The organism is Peribacillus frigoritolerans, assembly GCF_040250305.1.
Lineage (GTDB): Bacteria > Bacillota > Bacilli > Bacillales > DSM-1321 > Peribacillus.
The window spans coordinates 4,309,222-4,326,992 of sequence record NZ_CP158190.1; the positions used below are offsets into that span (position 1 = coordinate 4,309,222).

Sequence of the window (17,771 nt, forward strand, 5' to 3'; positions counted from 1 at the left end):
AGATGTTTTTCTTTGGATAGTGCTGCTTCTGTCCTGCTACCATATCTTTGGAAGAAAGCAAAACAAGCTAAAACATAAAATGCTCAAAGGAAACATCTCCTTTGAGCATTTTTTCAAAAACAGCTAAATGAATTGATTTGTCTTGTATCGATGCCAAAAAACGTCCAGAACCTGCCATTCCACCTGAAGCCAGCAACTGAACGCGGACCGACGAAGATGGGGTAATACCAGAAACGCGCACCATTGTTTAGCCATATAAAAGTATTCCTGAACCTGTTTTATCTCCGAAATTAGTGATATATCAACGATACTTGCAGGTTTATCTCCGAAATTAGTGATATATCGACGATACTTGCTGTTTTATCTCCGAATATAGGATTCAATATAGCAATCTCCATAAATAGAACGTCGCGTAGGATTCCCAATCGGCCCACGCTTCCGAAAGTTTCAGGATTTCCGTTTTCGTTGGTTTTGCTTCCGTTTGCATGACCAGTTTCATGGAATTATGCAGCCCGACGTCATCGATGGGAAAGGCTGCTGGAAAACGCAAACAGCGCATCAAGACATAGTTCGCTGTCCACGGACCGATTCCCCGTATTTTGGTCAGCATTTTTTCAGCCTCTTTTACATTCTTTGCATTCAACAGCTTTTCTTTAGTAAGTTCCCCTTCTGCAATCAGTTGAGCAACACCTATTAAATATTCACACTTCTTCACCGTCATCCTCAAATCGGCAAAATCTTCGACCGTCAATTTCGCGATCACCTCAGGCGCCGGAAACAGCCAATATTGCTTTCCTTCGAATTCAACATATTCACCAAATCCCTCCACAAGCCTCCGTTTCAAGGTATAGGCATAGGTCAAGTTTATCTGCTGACCAAGTATTCCCCAGGCAATCGCTTCAAATAAATCAGGGATGCCCATATTTCTCAAACCGAAGAATTGGCTTACCGGCTTTTGCAATATAGGGTCATTTTGGGCGAGCTCATAAAAAGGAAGCAGATTTGTCTCAAAATCGAACCAGTGACGAACGTATTGGGAAACAGCATCCTTTACCTGATTATCCATCGGTGCAGTTCGTGCTGGAAACCGAACGGTCAGATCCGTTTCATTCACCGCACTGATTTCTATTAAAAGTGTCTCATTTTCGACAACAAGTGCTCGATAAATTTTTTGATCAACAATATCGAACAGACATTCATTGGAGGATCTTGATAAGTATTTAAGATTTTCCGAAAAACTAAACTCTTTTGGTGCTCGAATTCTCAATTCAATCATGCCTTCATCATTTGATAATGCCTCTTTCATTCTGCTCCTCCTTTAGTATTCTTGCTCTTCCCTTCAAATAGCACTTCATTCAACTTCCTTATTTTAACAGAAAAATAGTCATCTCCCCTAACTCGAACAATTACGTTATCTTGCTTTTACATTCCCAAAATGTTTGTATAGAAACCCTTTCTTGTATACTAAATGGAGAGGTGAATGCAGTGAATCCGAAAAAAGCAGATTTCCCGAATGAATATTGGAAAGCTATTATAGATTGTGATGCAGCATATGATGATCATTTTTTATACGGAGTAATTACGACGGGCATCTTTTGCAGGCCCTCCTGTAAATCCAGGGTGCCGAATAAGGAAAACGTGAAGATTTTCAAAAATGCCATGGTGGCTTTGGATGAAGATTTCCGGCCTTGTAAACGATGTAAACCGGAAGGACTGAATTTACCGACGGAAGAATGGGTTGAACAAATAGCCGAATGGATCGACACCCATTACAGCGAACCCCTCACTTTGAACAAATTGGCGGATATTTCCCACGGCAGCCCATATCACTTGCAACGATCATTCAAGCGTGTGAAGGGGATATCGCCCACTGAATATATTCAACGGCTTCGCCTTGACAAAGCGACGAGGCTGCTGGAAAACTCCGAACTGCCGATAACTGAAATAGGCTTCGCTGTCGGGTTCTCTAGTACACCCTACTTCATGACGTTATTCAAAAGGAAAATGGGGAATACCCCTTCAGGATATCGGAATGCATATCTCAAAACTCAAGCTTTGGAGCGTGAAGAAAATGAAGAATGATAAAGAACAAACCATTGACTGGGCCATATTGCATTATGATAAGTGGCAATTATATGTGGCCAAGACGGAAAAAGGGCTTTGCTATGTAGGCTCTCCCGGTCAAACGTATGAAGAACTGAAGTCCTGGATACAAAAACGCTTTCCAATGGCGAGCCTTGTTGAAAATGAAAAAGCATTAAATCCCTATCTAAAAGAACTACAAGAATATTTCGAAGGAACCAGGCAGACTTTCTCTCTTCCCGCAGATGTAAAAGGCACGCCCTTTCAACAAGAAATTTGGGCGGCGCTGAATCAAGTACCCTACGGAAAAACCTGTTCCTATTCCGATATTGCCCAAATCATCCAAAGACCTGCAGCTGTTCGGGCGGTTGGTACGGCCATTGGTGCCAATCCTATTCTGATCACGGTGCCATGTCACCGGGTCATCGGAAAAAACGGGGCCATTACCGGTTACCGGGGAGGTACGGAGATGAAACGATATCTACTTCAATTGGAAGCGGAAATGAAACCGTGAGTACAATCTGACCGCAAAAAAAAGCACCCACTATAAGGATGCTTTTTTTGCCTTTGTTTTTCAGTACCAAATGGTCACCGCTTTATTATATGCATCACTATTAGGGATCGCATGTATCCCTTGGGCCTGTGCTTTGCGCGGGTCATAATCATATACCATTGGTGTATAGCACGCGGTCTGCCCGATATTCACAACACCATTGCCCCCGGAACTGGCGCATGTATAGGCCTTACCATCAGTACTTCGGACGATCCTGGCATCCGCTTCATGGTTGTATACCGCGGGGCGTGTTACGGTCACTTTTGCCCAGGCTGTTTTACAGACAGTGCTGAATTTCAATTCTACATACGAATTGGAATCGATCCATTTTTTATCCTTCGTTACCGCCGAACTTGCACAACTATTATAGTATGGACTTTTTCCATCATAGGTGTGTGTTTCGGCCAGTGCTTGATTTTTTCCAAAAGCAAAGTCGACAAGAAACATCGACAGTGTCATCACCATGGATAAACCTATCATTTTAAGCTTTTTATTCAATTCATTCATCCTTTCTTTGCAAAAATATAGATGAAGGTTTTTCCTTTTTTATTAATACCAATCGGTTTCACCTGCTGTATATGGCCAAAAAGCGACCGCTTTTGCTTTTCGCGGATCTAAATCATATACCATTGGTGTATAGCATGATGTTTGGCCTTTATTTATTTCACCATTTCCTCCAGGAGATGCACAGCTAAATTGTTTATTATCAGTATTGCGGACAACCAATGCCGTTGCCTCCCCATCTGTTTGAGCCGGCCTGCTTAGAGTGATCTTCGCCCAGGCGGTTTTACAAACAGTGCTGAATTTCAACTCCAAATTGGCAGAACCGCCATTGGCATAAATTTTCACGGACTTCTTCGTGACAGCGCTATTCGCACAACTATTATAGTAAGGACTTTTTCCATCATAGGTGTGTGTTTCTGCTGAAGCTTTGCTTGCAAAAGAATCAAGGGAGCCAAAAAGGACTAAAGAAGCTACAAAAAATGAAATGCATAAAACCATTTTTTTCATTATTTCACTCATCCCCTTAACAAAATTTATACACTGTTCATCTTACAATTTTGTAATATTCTTACAAGTGATAAAATCCCTAGTTCATGAAAAACTACAGCCCCGCCTTTAACTTGCAGCCTGCCATCACTATTACAGTCTGGTATGTCACGCTTTATCAACTGAATCAGCGCAGAGCCAAAGTCATTATCCCTATGAGCAATTCAGGACAAATAAGGTAACAACTAAGGACATATGCGTATCGAGCTGAGACAAAACGAGCCAATAGGCTGCCGTTGATCGGTAAGGATACAGGTCGATGTACTTAATGTTTTTTTCAAGAAAAAAGAAAAGCCCCAACAAAACTCGAATCGTTTTGTCGGGGCTTTATTTTCATTTAGCGAGGTTTTCTCTGATCAATCTAATGGTGCTTTCATAATAGGAAAGATCATGCGGAACGAACTCATCCCGTCCAACAAATCGATCGATCTTCATCCTAAGGCCTTCGTGATTCATTTCAAATTCCTTAATATTCACTTTGTCCTTCGCTTCGGTCCAAAGCTCTTCGAAGTCATTCAGCACAACCTTGAAACCTCTTCTGGCTGCAGGGTGAAATCATCGAAGCTATGTGCAGTTTCATATAGAAAGACGTTTGGCAGTTCTTTGTCGATGAAATCCTCTTTCGTTTGATAGTATTGAATGATCACTAATGGAACCAACTCGTCAAATGCAGCGTCAATGTCTATTTCTTCTTTAATCTCCCTGACTCCGTCATATACCGTTTCATGAGCCAGTAAATGGCCGGCAGCCGTAATATCCAATAGATTCGGATAATCTTTTTTTATCGCACAACGATGCTGAAGATATAGGAAATCCACACCCGCTTCCGAACTTGCGAACCAGCAGGCCAATGTCCCAATCTATGTACTTCCTCACGCGAAGCCATGCCGGTTTGAATGCGATCGGAATCGAAAACTTTCAACAATTCAGTTTCCAATGGAGCTTCACTCCTAGCCCTTTTTTATAAAAAACAGCTTCATCCTTTTTCTTTTCTCCAATTTTTCGGGTTTAAATAACCTTTATATTTAGCAGCCACTTCTTTCCCGACCAAAAGTGCGCCTGCCCAAAACATCACTTCCGCAAAGACGATCGCACCTGTTATGACCCCCGCTTTAACCGCAGTCGAAAATGGCGTAAAAGGAGCTACGACTGGAATGATCCAAGTGAGAAGGGAAATGATCAGGAATCCCATCCCTACTTTGTAAAACCTCGATTTCTTTATTTCCTTACTTTCTTTATCCAATTAAATAACCTCCGTCATGATGATTTTCATTTAATTACCCTGCCGAACATTCCACTTTCAAATATACCATTGAATATATTCTTTTTTTATACGTATGAATGTTCATTTCGTTTCATAAATAGTGAAATAAAGATATTCCATTTGAGGAAAACTAGAGCAAGTATTTGATTAGAGGTTAATGTTCTATTAATGAATTGACTTTACGATTCTTAATGGATTTAATAATCTTATAACACTTGCATGCAGGAAAGGAAAATCCAATGTACATTGAATTCATTGCCACAACGATAGAAGATGCCATTATAATCGAAGAATCGGGCGCAGACCGAATCGAGCTTGTCAGTTCTTTAGCCGAGGGGGGATTAACTCCCAGCCACGCCCTGATAGAAGCTGTCGTCAATTCAGTAAAGATACCAGTCAACGTGATGGTAAGGCCTCATAGCCAGTCGTTTTGTTATACGCAAAATGATTTGGAAATCATGAAAAAAGATATCCAAATCATTCGATCACTGGGAGCGAACGGGGTCGTATTAGGTGCATTAAATGAAAAAAATGAAATCAATCGACCATACCTCGAAGAACTATTGACAGTATGTGAAGGTTTGGAGATTACATTCCACCGAGCCATCGATGAAACAAACGACCCAGTCATTTCAACTGAAATGCTAGCACAATATCCAGAAATCACAACGATATTGACCTCAGGTGGGCATGGGGATTTCCCCAGCCGCATGAAAACGATTCAACAAATGAAAAGAGTCTGCGCCGACATAGCAATACTGGTTGGAAGCGGGTTGAATAAGGATAATATCCTTTCTATCCATTCCGAACTGCATACCGGTCACTATCATTTCGGTACGGCTGTTCGAAAAAATAACAGTATCATTGAAGGAGTTACATTAGAAAAAGCTAAAGAAATCGTAAACTTGCTAAAGAAATAATGCCGGGAAGGGACCATTTAACTGGTCCCTTCTGTTTGTAGACAAAAGGGGTTCTATCTAAATTTTTAAGCAAAGTTGATGAAACGGAAGGTACGAGACTCCTGCGGGAAAAGCGCGTCCAGGGGAGACCCCGCAGCGGGCGGACCGCCCGCGAAAGCGAGTGCCTGTAGAAGATATCAACGTTCAAATTTGTCTACAGTCTGAAGGTCCCTTTTTATGATGCAGAGCTCTTTGTAAAAAAACCGAGTCCCAAAACCAAAAAAACAGTGCCGCTAAATGGCTGATTGCATAGTAATTCTTTGTAGTTAAAATATCCAAGCTGAAGTCAAAATTAAGCACCGAACTATAAATGAATACGGCCGGCAAAGAGAAAAAAATATAAAGGCAAAAATAGTTTAAACTGAATTTTTTAGGATGTTTATTGAAAAGGACCTGTACCGGAACAGCAAATAATAAATAAGGGATAACGACATAAAAAGAAATCACGATAATGCCAATCACCCCCCAGGTACCCAGGCTGAATACAACCAACACCGTGGAAAGCGACAGACAGGAAGAAACTAGACTAAAAAAATAATAAGGAATCACATCGCTTAGCTCCGAAACCTTTTGACTGATTTTCCAAAGTTCCATTTTAACCCATCCCTCGAGATGACTTGAATTTTTTTTATTCCCCATTTTGTTGAAAAAAAATTTAATTTTTGAAGGTCACGGTTTTTTCCCTGGACATAACTTCTTTGTTCCAATCGTTATAAGAAAAAGCGTCTCCGAAACATTTCTTTAGAGTGCGGGCCAGGTTCCAATTACGACAGTGGCGTCCAGTTCTTCACACTTTACCACCCGTGGCATCACCCCGTATCTAGCAAAGATTTCTACGGTCTGCATCGCTTGCCGCTCACTGGTCTCGACTAATAAATGGGAGCCCGGTGCCAGCCAAAGTGTTGCCGAAGCCGCCACCCTTCGCTGGACATCAAGCCCGTCCGCCCCGCCATCTAATGCCACCCTCGCCTCATGCATGCGCGCTTCATGGGGTAAAAGACCGAGTCCCTCAGTAGGGACGTATGGTGCGTTTGCGACCAGTACGTCAACACGTCCCTGTAAATTGGCTGGAAGCGGTTCATAGAGGTCCCCTTCGTATACCTGACCATTGACTGAAGTGACGTTACGACGCGCGCACCGCACCGCGGCTGGGTCAATGTCGACGGCGTACAACTCGATATCTTCGAGAACATCGCCCATAGCGGAGCCAACCGCGCCCGTGCCGCAGCACAAGTCCACCACGACTGCTCCTGGCATAGCGAGTGCTGCCGCTTGGCGGACTAAAAACTCGGTCCGTCTGCGCGGTACGAAGACTCCGAGATCAACCTCTATCCGGATACCGCAGAATTCCGCCCAGCCGATGACGTGTTCAAGTGGCAAACCCGCTATCCGTCTATCCACCATCTCTGCCAGTTCGGCCGTTGTCCCTGCCGCGATGATGAGCAACCGGGCCTCTTCCTCGGCGAAAACACAACCTGCGGCCCGAAGTTTAGTGACGATGCTTGTATAAATGGCATCTCCATTAAAAACAGCCACTTTAGTTCCATCAACATCATTGATTTTCCCGAGGTTAAAGAAGGCATTCCTAAATTCCATAAGTTTCCCCCTATTCTATATAAATTGGAATATTATAAATATTACTATAACTATAGTATACAGCTTCTTAAACTGACCGTCCCTTTTGCTCCAAAATAAGAAGGTTGCCGGAGCAACCTTCCAACTAATCTTGAGATTCAATTTTTGTTAGCATCAGCAAAGTGACTCATCGCATCACACATGAATTTTGCCAATCCTTCACCATATTGGTCGATATTTTTGGTGAAGCGTTGATCGTCCACGTACATTTGACCTAATCCTTTGAAAGCATCCAGCGAGTATGTGCCGAAGTTATTGTTCAAACAATCATACCATTCTTTAATGGCCTCCTGTGCCTCCTCCGACTTGGGCGAACCATTTCGGATTGACGCAAGTTTTAAATAGATCTCCGATACAACTTTCTGTGCATCTTTGGACATGCCCTCCACTTTAGCCTTCGACTCATCGACAGCTTTATCCCCCCAAAGCTTGCGAGCTTCCTCTTCATATGGATTCTGACTAAAGTCAAATCCTTCAAATTTTTCTTTATTCGTCATCTGAATTTCCCCTTTCATATGCTTAATCGATTTTTCGACCGTCTTAATTAATTTATCGAGCTGACTGCGTTTCTCCAGCAACATTTTTTGATGTTGCATTAACGCATCTTGTTTATCAAACGAAGAGCTTTTTATCATTTGTTTTATTTCCTTTAATGGCATGCCAAGTTCCCTGAAAAACAGGATTTGCTGCAACATCTCAAGATTATCATTCGAATAAAGGCGATAACCTGCATCGGTTATTTCCTCCGGCGATAATAACCCGATTTCATCATAATAATGCAGTGTCCGCACACTAATGCCAACCAAATCGGCTAGCTCCTTCACTTTCATTGCCACTGCTTCTTACCTCCTTTCGATATCATTTACATTAAGGTATTACGCAACGTCAGAGTCAAATGGAAAAATGAAAATTTTCCGCCCAATTTTAAAAGACGATCCTTCCTAATGAAGAATCGCATATTAGTAGAGTTCACTTTTTGTAAAAGCTTCGGATTAAAGCAATTTTTACGCTTTTTCTCATGAAGTTTCGCACTTTTACTCGTGAGTTTGACGCTTTACTCGTGAATTAAACAATTATCTTATTCGTTTGCTCTTTCATGAAAGCTAGCTTCAATCTTGGCTATCCTTCTACCTCCAATGATCGGGAATACTTAATGAGAACGGTAATTTTGTCTTCGTGTCGCCTTTAGCCGAGTTAATCTGTGCTTGTGTGATAAAGAAGCTTCCGGTGAGATCGGCACCGCTTAAATCAGCGTCCCTAAAGTCTGCACCGATAAGGTCCGTCACTCTCATGTCGGCTTCTCTGAGGTCAGATGCAATAAGCAAAGCCCCTCTTAAGTTCGCTCCCCTAAGATCAGCACCTCTCAACTTTGCACCAATCAGGTCACTACCCCTACCTATTTTGTTCTGCTTTTTTTTATTTTTCTTGAATGAAACCTTTGCACGAACCAGTTCACTTGTGCGCAGAAGTAAATCATTAACGATCTCTCTATGAGCTGGTACATTCAGGTCCATGATAGACTTTGGAATTTGCTTAGTGAGATATTCCGTGTCTTCAAAAGCCGCCTGCAATTCTCGGTAAAGAGGTTGCGCATCTTCTAAATTCAGTGCTTCATTTAAGTAGCAAAGCATTTCATGAAGTTGTTGCATAATAGGAAAAACTTCGAACATTTCCTTTGCTGACTCTGGGTTGTTCCTCCAATCGTTTCCATTATAGGTGAGTTGAGATACCTTTTGACCGGCACCGAAACATTCATATACCGTGCAGCCTTTATACCCTTTTGCTCTGAGTTTTTCATGGATGCCGCAACGATAATCGGATTGCAGGTTTGAACATGGTGTACCTCCATCTTTATCAAATGCAAAATCAGCAGATTTTGCATAAGGCAAAGCTACACAGCACAAACCAAAACAATTCTCACAGTCTGCACGTAATTGATTAAGGATACTATCGTTATTCGTTAATTGATTAAACAATACTTACACTTCCTTCTATAAAACCTTCATACTGGTAGATTTTTTTGTTATCATTTAAGAGTTTAGTTCTTCCCATTCTTCAAGTGATAGTTTTTCGGTCATATGCTTATATGCATCAGGGACTTTTATCGAACACATAAGTTCCAGACTATTGCCATCGGGATCATTGAAATAGACGGAAGCGTTTCCTTGGTTCGGACGCACAAAAGGTTCAATCGTTGTCCTTTTTCCAAAAGGGACGACTTCAATTTTTAGGGATTTTAGCCAATTTAATGAATTTTTCATATTATCATAAGTTACCCGAAAGGCGATATGCCTTAGTGAAGGGTGGTATGGAGTTTGATATTCTTTCCCTTCCCATAAGCCGACCCAGCTTTTGTTTTCCTCTATCCAAAAGAAGGCAGTATCTTCATCCCTCCAAGCTAGTTTTAAGCCTATTTTCTTATAAAAATCCATTGAGATGGCCAGGTTCTTGACTGGTAAATGGGCTTCATATAAACCTTCTATCATATTACATTCTCCTTTCACCTGAAATCTTCATTCTTACGAACTATGATCTGCCATACAAATAATTCAAGAAACCGATCCTATTATCCTTCTAATTGGATATAGTAAAACCCGAACAAGGACACGTTTCATTCGTGTCGATTATTCGGGTCATTTGTTCAGCATCCGCCTGGTCGGGTTCAAAACTTCTCGGGATAGAGTCCTTCGGCTACTGTCCGTAAGGCTAGTGGTGCACGAATCCCTTCCGCGCCCGCTGAAAGAGGAAGCACAATGATCGCTTTATTTCGAATGGCCGGTACATCCGCCAGTTCACTTTTATTTAATAAGAATGCTTCTTTTTGCTTTATGGGGATATCTCCGTAATCAATGATGGCAATGACATCCGGATTCCGATCGACGACTTCTTCCCAACTGACCTCAGGCCATCCCCCTTCCGTATCGCCAAAAATGTTCTGGCCGCCAGCCATGGAAATGATCCCTGTCATGTAATTATTTTTCGCTGCCGTTCTCGGGACTTCTTCACCGCTGTCATATACGAAAACATTTTTGGGCTTGCCTGCACTTTCGATTTTTGCTGTAGTTTCTTTTATATCCTGTTGCATCTCTCCGATGACTTCCGCTGCTTTTTTTTCTACATGAAAGATGCGGCCAATATTCTCAATATCTTTATACACATCTTCCATAGTCGGTGTTGACGTATTGGAAGACTCTTGGATATATGTATTGATTCCGGCTTCTTTCAGCTCTTGGACGGTTCCTAATGTTTGTTCCGTAAAGGCGCTTTTCCAGCCAGCATATGCAAAATCCGGCTCTGCTTCAAAGAAAACTTCTTTTGAAGGGTATTCCTTGGAAAGCACAGGCACCGTTTCATAGGCATCTTTATACTTTGGCAAAATTTCGTCATCCAAATAAGCCGTACCTGCCATTGAATCCTGCAACCCCAATGCAAGCATGATTTCCGTCGCATGCTGATTTAGCGAAACCGCACGTTTTGGGGCCTCTGCATAGGTGAATTCATGATCCAGATTCTTGATGACCACCGTTTCTTTTCCACTTTTTTCACTCTGTTTACCTCCGTCCTTTGAAGCTTCCTCGGAGTTATTGCAAGCGCCCAATATCATCATTGCCAAAAAAAAACTGATGCTTAACAAAATCTTTCGGTAACCAGTCATATATTTTCCCCTCATATCTATTGTTTTTTTTATATATGTGCTAAAAAGGTGATATGCGTCTTTTGCGTGATGGGGTGTATGCCGATTTCCGTTTCCACCCCGAACACCTTCCTTATCATTTTTGTCGTCAATACAGCTTCTGGTGTTCCGGATGTGATCACTTTGCCATTTTGGATGACATATATATGATCACAATACATGGCTGCCAAATTTATATCATGCAGGGCCGTCAAGACGGTAACGTCCAGCTTTTTAACAAGGTCCAGCAATTGGAGCTGATGCCGGATGTCTAAATGATTCGTTGGTTCATCCAGGATGATGATGTTCGCTTCCTGGGCTAGGGCGCGTGCTATGAGGACACGTTGTTTCTCACCACCCGACAAACTCATGAAACTCCTGTCTTCAAATCCACTCATTTCGACGCGAGCTAATGCATGATTGACGATTCGTCTATCTTTCTCCGTATCTCCCTGAAATAACCGCTTATGAGGATGCCTTCCCATCCAAACCATCTCTTGTACACTAAAGTCAAAGGTCAGGGATGTTTCCTGACTGACAACCGCCATTTCCCGGGCTGTTTGTTTCTGTGAAAGCCGGTAAAGGTCACGGCCGTCGAGGTGAACAGATCCCGTATGCGGCTCCAAAATCCGGGAAGCATTTTTTAATAGTGTGGATTTCCCGCTCCCATTCGGGCCGATCAGCCCAACGAACTGCCCAGTTTTTATATGAAGGGTTATTTCCTCAATGATAGGAGTGTCCAGAATTGAATAGGATACTTCTTCAATAGCTAATCTCACTTGCCCCCACCTCCAAATGAATATGAACTTCGCCGCAAAAGCCAAATGAAGAATGGCCCTCCGCAAAGTGCGGTGACAACGCCAATCGGAAGTTCTTGAGGTGCCAGGACCAGCCGGGCACATACATCTGACCAAATGACGAGGATCATGCCAATCAATATGCTGCATGAAAGAACACGTTTATGGTCTGTCCCGGCCAATAGCCGGGCTAAATGTGGTACTACCAGACCGATGAACCCAATCGAACCGCTTACAGCCACAACTGTCCCCGTAACAAGGGACGTAATGATGATCAGAACTTTACGGAAGGCTTCCATATTGACTCCGAGCGTCGCGGCGACTTCTTCGCCCATCAATAAGATATTAAGGGAGCGGGATTGTACGATAAGGAACAATGAAACCACAAGCACCACAACCGCTGGAATCGGTATGTATTCCCATTTTGCACCCGCTAAGCTGCCCATCATCCAAAACATCGCTTCACGGATGCCGGAATCTTTTGGTGCAAGAGTGACAATGAAATTAGTGACGGCAGACATGATCATCGATATGGCTACACCCGCCAATAACAGCCTTGTCGTTTGAATTCTCCCTCCCACTTGAGCCAATAAATAAACGGAAAGCATCGCAGCCATGGCCCCCAGGAATGCACCGAATGATAACGCATATTGTCCGAATATAGGCAGCGCCCCAAAAAGAATGACAAGGGTTGCCGCAACAGAAGAACCAGATGAAATGCCCAGGATATACGGATCTGCAAGTGAATTGCGCACCAAGGCCTGGATGACGACACCCACTACGGATAATCCCGCACCTACCACCGCACCGAGCAATACACGGGGCAGACGGATATCCCAAATGATCCGCTCTTGTGCGATACTCCAATTCACCTCCAGAGAATCACCGATAAAAGGAAGATGCCCTAAGGCGATCTTCCAAACCGTTATTGCTGACATCTTAACTGGCCCAAGGGTAACAGCGAATGTAATCGATAATAAAAGAATGCACAGCAAGAAAAATATCAGGAAACGAAACCTGCGCTTGGCATTTCTCTCAAAATGGTCAAGCATATCCTCATTCTCTTTCAATGAGCTTCTAACCAATGACTCTTCCAATGATGATATCCTCCTTCAAAAAAACACACAAAAAAACCCCAATCCTTTTAACAAAGAATGGAGTTACGAGTATAGGCCAAAAAATACGGAAGGACCTAAGTCCGCCTTTTCTTACTCTCGAACACCTCTCCTCTCAGCGAAGGAAAAATTGGTGATGCTCACTGGGTAGGTCTCCTGGCTTCCAAATCAACATTTCCTTTCGTCTTCCCTGACTGAGTCAAGTGACATCCTGAAAGAAAACTCCTTGGTTACAGTGGCGCGACCACTCGGGATTTGCACCCGATTCCCTGTTACCCTTTGTTCACACAAAGGCACCCAGCGGCAAATATATGAACTTCGCAAAATTTTCCAAACATTAAATACAACGTTAGTATAGTATACTCCCCATCTTTTCACAATTAAAAAAATGGGAATGCGGTCTATTAATAGAGGAATATGGATTTATAGATTCTTTCTATAATGGTAGAAAGTTAGCTTTTGACCAGTATCCGCACTAATTTCCTCATTAATCGAAATCCGTTCAAAACCGTTTTTCACTAAAACCTTTTGGGAAGCGATATTGTCGCTTGTCGTTTTGGCATGTATTTGAGTCACATTTAATTCCGGCGCCAGATTGACCAAAAGCTTTAAAGCTTCGTTCGCAATCCCTTTTTGCGTAAACGCTTCACCGATTCTATAACCGACATGAGCCGTCCCCTTAATAGGGTCGATATCCACAAGATTAATCCTGCCGACGATTATGCCTGAACCATCCTTAATCAAATAAAAAGAGGAGATAGCATCTTCTTGCTCTTTTAATAATTCCTTATGCCTGATTCCAAACGTTCCAGAGCTATAATAATCATCTCCCCGGCTTGGAACTGTTTGCTCGAAAAACCTTCTATTATTGCATTCAAATGCAAATAACGCTTGTGCATCCCGTTCATTAAGCCTTTCAATGTATATATCCATCATTCTTTCATCCTTTCAAAAAAACGCTAAGCATATGCGGCCTGATATATCATTCAAGAAAACCAAGGGCTTATCCTCCCTGATAAATATATATTGAAAACCGTTTATATGGATAACACTGTCGCATACTGACAAAATTTGATACCCTCTATACCATATCATTCCAAATTTTAATGGAACCATCGTATCTACTAATTTCTATAAAAACCCCAAAAAAGTTGAGAATAAATATTTTTATATACGTTGTATAAAGTGTAAAAGCTTTTACAAAAAACAAGGGGAATCATGTCATGAAGTCTACGAATAAAAATTTTATCGAGCGGTTGCAACGCCAAGAAGAAGACGCATTGGAATTTATAGTGGATACCTATTTGCCACTAATCAAGGGGGTAACATATAAGGTTCTCTCTCCTCTTAGGAACGACGGTGTCATGGAAGAATGCATCAATGATATTTTTCTTTCAATCTGGAACAATTCAATAAAGTTCCATGGGGATACAACTGATTTCAGAAAATGGATTTGTGCGATCGCTAAGTTTAAAGCGATTGATTATTACCGAAAAGCCATGAAGAAAATGGAGCTTACATCAGGTTACACAGAAGTAGATCCAGAAAAATCTGCAGAAGACGAACTGATTATACTGGAAGACAGAAAAGAACTGCTTCAGTTAATTGACCTTTTAGAACCTGTAGATCGGGATATTTTTATCATGAAGTACTTTCTTGGTTTAAAAAATGAGGATATCTCGATAAAACTCGGGTTGACCAAAGCATCAATAGATAATCGAATTTATAGGGGAAAAAAGAAGCTAAGTCAAAAAGCTACGAATCTTAAGTTAGGAGGCAGTGTCGTATGAAGGATATTTATGAATTATTAAATGATATAGACATAGACGAAACTGAATTTAAGGAAATAGAAGTCAGCGAACTAGAAAAAGCTAAAGTCAAAAGAACCCTAAAAAAATCAATAAGCAAGAAGAAAAAAATGAAACGCTGGCAAAAGAATGTTCTGGCTGCTTCTATTATATTCGGGTTATCCACCGCAACGATTGGACTCTCGTTTACCGCTTCTGCTAAAAGCATTCCTTTGATAGGAGATATTTTCAGCTATTTTAGTAATGAAAACTCAGGTCTCTCCGATGATATCAAGAATAATGGAAAGGGTCTTTATAGTGATTATAAGGCCTACTCTAACGAAATTGGCCTTACTGAAGAAAGCAATGGCCTTACTTTCACGATAAATGACGCCATTTATGACGGAAAAACGGTAACCATCACTTATACTATAGAAAGCGAAGAAGATTTGGGTGACGGATCATTCTTTATTCCCAGCCCGAATATAAAAGAAATGAAAGCCCAAGGAGGATCGGATGGAATTTCAAAAGTAGCTGATAAAAAATATGTAGGCTTATTAACGGTTAGTAACTTAGAAGATCTTAAAGTAGATAAGGTAAATATAGACTGGGATATAAACAGCATTAGTATTACCGACACGGATAAAGAGATAAAAGGAAATTGGGACTTTGCCTTCTCTCTAAAGGCAACTGAAAGCAACGAGAAGGTCATCAATAAAAGTGTGAATCAACACGGTGTAAAAGTATCCGTCGAAAAACTATCGATCTCGCCAATGTCCTTTGTGGTTGATTATCATCAAGAAGTGTCCGACTCAGTCAAAAACAAATGGGATGAAGCCTATGTGGAGTTGTCCATTAGAGATGACTTAGGAAATGTGTATGCTGGTCAAGGTAACGGAGGAAGCGGTATCGATTCTTATAATTTGAACTTCAGCAAAACATTTCAAAAAATCGATCCAAACGCTACGAAACTGATTGCGACACCACATGTAACATTACGTAATTTCACTTCAGAGAACCACGGAGAAGCAACCATAACGGAAGATGGTGAAGAAAAGGTGTCATCCTTCCCAACCAAACCAAGTAGTGCTCCAAAAGAGTTGGTATTGGATGATATCGTGATTGATTTGAAGAAATAACAATTTTACCTACAAGAGGTATACTGAACCCTAGATCCCAGAGTGGAGAAAGGTTCATGTATATCTCTTTTTTGTGACTTCTTATTCAGTCCATGAATATGGATACATACATGAATTACTTGAAAAGTCAAAAATAAATTATTTTCTTCTGGTAAAAAATCAACGGATGATGTATCATAGTCTTCAGATATTCATTATTCTCATTTGGTTAATCGGAATTAGGAGGAATATATATGATTGGTTATGTGTTTTTAAATCTTGCCATAATGCTCGTTCTTTTAGGCGTTTTATTTTACATGAATAAGAAGCATATTTCCTTTACAAAAAGGGTCTTTACTGGACTTGGTTTAGGGATTGTATTCGGACTTCTTTTGCAGTATTTCTATGAACCTCAGTCAGAAGCGATCGTTAAATCGGTCGATTGGTTTAACATTGTAGGTTCCGGCTATGTCAAGTTCCTGCAAATGATCGTAATGCCGCTTGTCTTCATTTCAATCTTATCCGCATTCACAAGATTGAAACTGACTAGCAATATTGGAAAGATCAGTGTCCTGATCATCGGAATCCTGCTTGGAACGACTGCGATTGCAGCAGGTGTCGGGATCACCTCGGCAACTGTATTCAATTTGGAAGCCGTACAAATTGAGCAAGGGGAAGCGGAGTTAAGCCGTGGGGATCAAATATCGGAAACATACGGTACGATTCAGGATAAAACGATGCCGCAGCAAATCCTTGAGTTGATTCCGTCCAATCCGTTCCTTGATTTAACGGGTGCACGTCCGACATCAACCATTTCCGTTGTAATTTTTGCTGCATTTCTTGGGATTGCCTATTTAGGGGTCAAAAGGAAACAGCCTGAACATGCTGAATTTTTTGCTAAAATAGTAGATACATTGCACAGCATTATCATGCGCGTAGTAACATTGATCCTGCGTTTAACACCTTATGGGATCTTGGCGATCATGACGAAGACTGTAGCTACGAGTGATTTGGATGCCATCCTGAAATTGGGGAAATTCGTAGGTGCCTCTTATGTCGCCCTGATTGTCATGTTCCTCATCCATTTGCTATTGCTGATGCTTGCAGGATTGAATCCAATCGTATATTTGAGAAAAGCTTTCCCGGTATTATCGTTTGCCTTCACTTCAAGAACAAGTGCAGGAGCTCTGCCATTGAACATCCAAACACAGAAACAACTAGGCGTGTCCGAAGGAATTGCCAACTTTGCCGGATCCTTCGGCTTGTCGATCGGTCAAAACGGATGTGCCGGAATCTATCCGGCCATGTTAGCGGTCATGATCGCTCCAACGGTTGGGATCAACCCGCTAGATCCTTCCTTTATCGCCATGTTGATTGCCATCGTGGCCATTAGCTCTTTCGGGGTTGCAGGTGTAGGCGGAGGAGCAACATTCGCTGCCATCCTCGTATTATCTGCAATGAACTTGCCAATCGCCTTGGCCGGACTGTTGATTTCCGTCGAGCCATTGATCGATATGGGAAGAACGGCTGTGAATGTCAGCGGAAGCATGACTTCCGGTATTCTGACTAGTAAAATAACGGGCGACCTTGATAAAGAACAGTTCAGCGAAGAATCATCTTTGAAAATTGAAGCTGAAATGTAAAAGAAAAAAGCATCGGACTTCCTGTCATGGGAGGTTCGATGCTTTTTTACATGGGCTGTACATTCAATTCAGCCAAAATCCTTGGTGCAAAAAGT

Annotated in this window: 21 protein-coding genes and 1 riboswitch; of the genes, 6 read left to right on the forward strand and 15 right to left on the reverse strand. The window is 41.8% G+C overall.

What is annotated here, in order from left to right:
- Window positions 1-379: 379 nt before the first annotated feature.
- The gene (locus ABOA58_RS21085; protein WP_434547747.1) at window positions 380-1,306 is read right to left on the reverse strand and encodes a DNA-3-methyladenine glycosylase family protein; all 927 of its coding nucleotides are present in this window, start codon (window positions 1,304-1,306) and stop codon (window positions 380-382) included.
- A 179-nt stretch (window positions 1,307-1,485) separates the two neighbouring features.
- Here ABOA58_RS21085 and ABOA58_RS21090 point away from each other — a divergent pair, with 179 nt between their 5' ends.
- Complete coding sequence (locus tag ABOA58_RS21090; protein ID WP_350299872.1) at window positions 1,486-2,082, forward strand: bifunctional transcriptional activator/DNA repair enzyme AdaA; 597 nt, start codon at window positions 1,486-1,488, stop codon at window positions 2,080-2,082.
- Window positions 2,072-2,596 carry a methylated-DNA--[protein]-cysteine S-methyltransferase gene (locus ABOA58_RS21095; protein WP_350299873.1) on the forward strand — a complete coding sequence of 175 codons (525 nt, stop codon included), beginning with the start codon at window positions 2,072-2,074 and terminating at the stop codon, window positions 2,594-2,596. The genes ABOA58_RS21090 and ABOA58_RS21095 overlap by 11 nt, the downstream gene beginning before the upstream one ends.
- Before the next feature lie 60 nt (window positions 2,597-2,656).
- Here ABOA58_RS21095 and ABOA58_RS21100 read toward each other — a convergent pair whose 3' ends face one another.
- From ABOA58_RS21100 to ABOA58_RS21120, 5 genes are all read right to left on the reverse strand, one after another.
- Entirely contained in the window at window positions 2,657-3,100 is a 444-nt protein-coding gene (locus ABOA58_RS21100) for a DUF2690 domain-containing protein (protein ID WP_350302927.1), read from the reverse strand.
- Between the two features lie 84 nt (window positions 3,101-3,184).
- Window positions 3,185-3,646 (reverse strand): DUF2690 domain-containing protein, encoded by a 462-nt coding sequence (locus ABOA58_RS21105; protein WP_350299874.1) that lies wholly within the window; start codon window positions 3,644-3,646, stop codon window positions 3,185-3,187.
- A gap of 372 nt (window positions 3,647-4,018) precedes the next feature.
- Window positions 4,019-4,207: a hypothetical protein gene (locus ABOA58_RS21110; RefSeq protein ID WP_350299875.1), complete on the reverse strand. Its 189-nt coding sequence runs from the start codon at window positions 4,205-4,207 to the stop codon at window positions 4,019-4,021.
- Window positions 4,201-4,503 carry an NUDIX hydrolase gene (locus ABOA58_RS21115; RefSeq protein ID WP_350299876.1) on the reverse strand — a complete coding sequence of 101 codons (303 nt, stop codon included), beginning with the start codon at window positions 4,501-4,503 and terminating at the stop codon, window positions 4,201-4,203. The genes ABOA58_RS21110 and ABOA58_RS21115 overlap by 7 nt, the downstream gene beginning before the upstream one ends.
- A gap of 158 nt (window positions 4,504-4,661) precedes the next feature.
- A complete protein-coding gene (locus tag ABOA58_RS21120; RefSeq protein WP_230176643.1) occupies window positions 4,662-4,928 on the reverse strand; it encodes a transporter suffix domain-containing protein in 267 nt (88 codons plus the stop codon).
- A 260-nt stretch (window positions 4,929-5,188) separates the two neighbouring features.
- Between ABOA58_RS21120 and ABOA58_RS21125 the strand changes: the two genes are divergently transcribed.
- Complete coding sequence (locus tag ABOA58_RS21125; RefSeq protein ID WP_350299877.1) at window positions 5,189-5,869, forward strand: copper homeostasis protein CutC; 681 nt, start codon at window positions 5,189-5,191, stop codon at window positions 5,867-5,869.
- Between the two features lie 183 nt (window positions 5,870-6,052).
- On the opposite strand, the gene ABOA58_RS21130 is transcribed toward ABOA58_RS21125, so the two are convergent.
- The 9 genes from ABOA58_RS21130 to ABOA58_RS21170 form a co-directional block, all read right to left on the reverse strand.
- Entirely contained in the window at window positions 6,053-6,502 is a 450-nt protein-coding gene (locus tag ABOA58_RS21130; protein ID WP_350299878.1) for a UPF0715 family protein, read from the reverse strand.
- Window positions 6,503-6,649: 147 nt separating this feature from the next.
- A complete protein-coding gene (locus ABOA58_RS21135) occupies window positions 6,650-7,504 on the reverse strand; it encodes a putative protein N(5)-glutamine methyltransferase (RefSeq protein WP_350299879.1) in 855 nt (284 codons plus the stop codon).
- A gap of 137 nt (window positions 7,505-7,641) precedes the next feature.
- Entirely contained in the window at window positions 7,642-8,379 is a 738-nt protein-coding gene (locus tag ABOA58_RS21140) for a MerR family transcriptional regulator (RefSeq protein ID WP_350299880.1), read from the reverse strand.
- Window positions 8,380-8,670: 291 nt separating this feature from the next.
- Complete coding sequence (locus tag ABOA58_RS21145; RefSeq protein ID WP_350299881.1) at window positions 8,671-9,519, reverse strand: pentapeptide repeat-containing protein; 849 nt, start codon at window positions 9,517-9,519, stop codon at window positions 8,671-8,673.
- Between the two features lie 54 nt (window positions 9,520-9,573).
- Entirely contained in the window at window positions 9,574-10,029 is a 456-nt protein-coding gene (locus ABOA58_RS21150; protein WP_350299882.1) for a VOC family protein, read from the reverse strand.
- A gap of 176 nt (window positions 10,030-10,205) precedes the next feature.
- Complete coding sequence (locus ABOA58_RS21155; protein ID WP_350299883.1) at window positions 10,206-11,198, reverse strand: ABC transporter substrate-binding protein; 993 nt, start codon at window positions 11,196-11,198, stop codon at window positions 10,206-10,208.
- 29 nt (window positions 11,199-11,227) lie between these two features.
- Window positions 11,228-11,995: a heme ABC transporter ATP-binding protein gene (locus ABOA58_RS21160; protein WP_350299884.1), complete on the reverse strand. Its 768-nt coding sequence runs from the start codon at window positions 11,993-11,995 to the stop codon at window positions 11,228-11,230.
- Window positions 11,992-13,065: a FecCD family ABC transporter permease gene (locus tag ABOA58_RS21165; RefSeq protein ID WP_413020396.1), complete on the reverse strand. Its 1,074-nt coding sequence runs from the start codon at window positions 13,063-13,065 to the stop codon at window positions 11,992-11,994. Before ABOA58_RS21165 ends, ABOA58_RS21160 begins: the two co-directional genes overlap by 4 nt.
- Before the next feature lie 192 nt (window positions 13,066-13,257).
- Window positions 13,258-13,444: riboswitch (cobalamin riboswitch) on the reverse strand.
- Window positions 13,445-13,551: 107 nt separating this feature from the next.
- Entirely contained in the window at window positions 13,552-14,061 is a 510-nt protein-coding gene (locus tag ABOA58_RS21170; RefSeq protein ID WP_350302928.1) for a GNAT family N-acetyltransferase, read from the reverse strand.
- A 290-nt stretch (window positions 14,062-14,351) separates the two neighbouring features.
- Here ABOA58_RS21170 and ABOA58_RS21175 point away from each other — a divergent pair, with 290 nt between their 5' ends.
- The 3 genes from ABOA58_RS21175 to ABOA58_RS21185 all read left to right on the forward strand — a co-directional run bounded on the left by ABOA58_RS21175 (window position 14,352) and on the right by ABOA58_RS21185 (window position 17,676).
- Complete coding sequence (locus ABOA58_RS21175; RefSeq protein WP_350299886.1) at window positions 14,352-14,918, forward strand: sigma-70 family RNA polymerase sigma factor; 567 nt, start codon at window positions 14,352-14,354, stop codon at window positions 14,916-14,918.
- Entirely contained in the window at window positions 14,915-16,054 is a 1,140-nt protein-coding gene (locus ABOA58_RS21180; RefSeq protein WP_350299887.1) for a DUF4179 domain-containing protein, read from the forward strand. The genes ABOA58_RS21175 and ABOA58_RS21180 overlap by 4 nt, the downstream gene beginning before the upstream one ends.
- A gap of 233 nt (window positions 16,055-16,287) precedes the next feature.
- The gene (locus ABOA58_RS21185) at window positions 16,288-17,676 is read left to right on the forward strand and encodes an L-cystine transporter (RefSeq protein ID WP_350299888.1); all 1,389 of its coding nucleotides are present in this window, start codon (window positions 16,288-16,290) and stop codon (window positions 17,674-17,676) included.
- Window positions 17,677-17,771 lie beyond the last annotated feature (95 nt).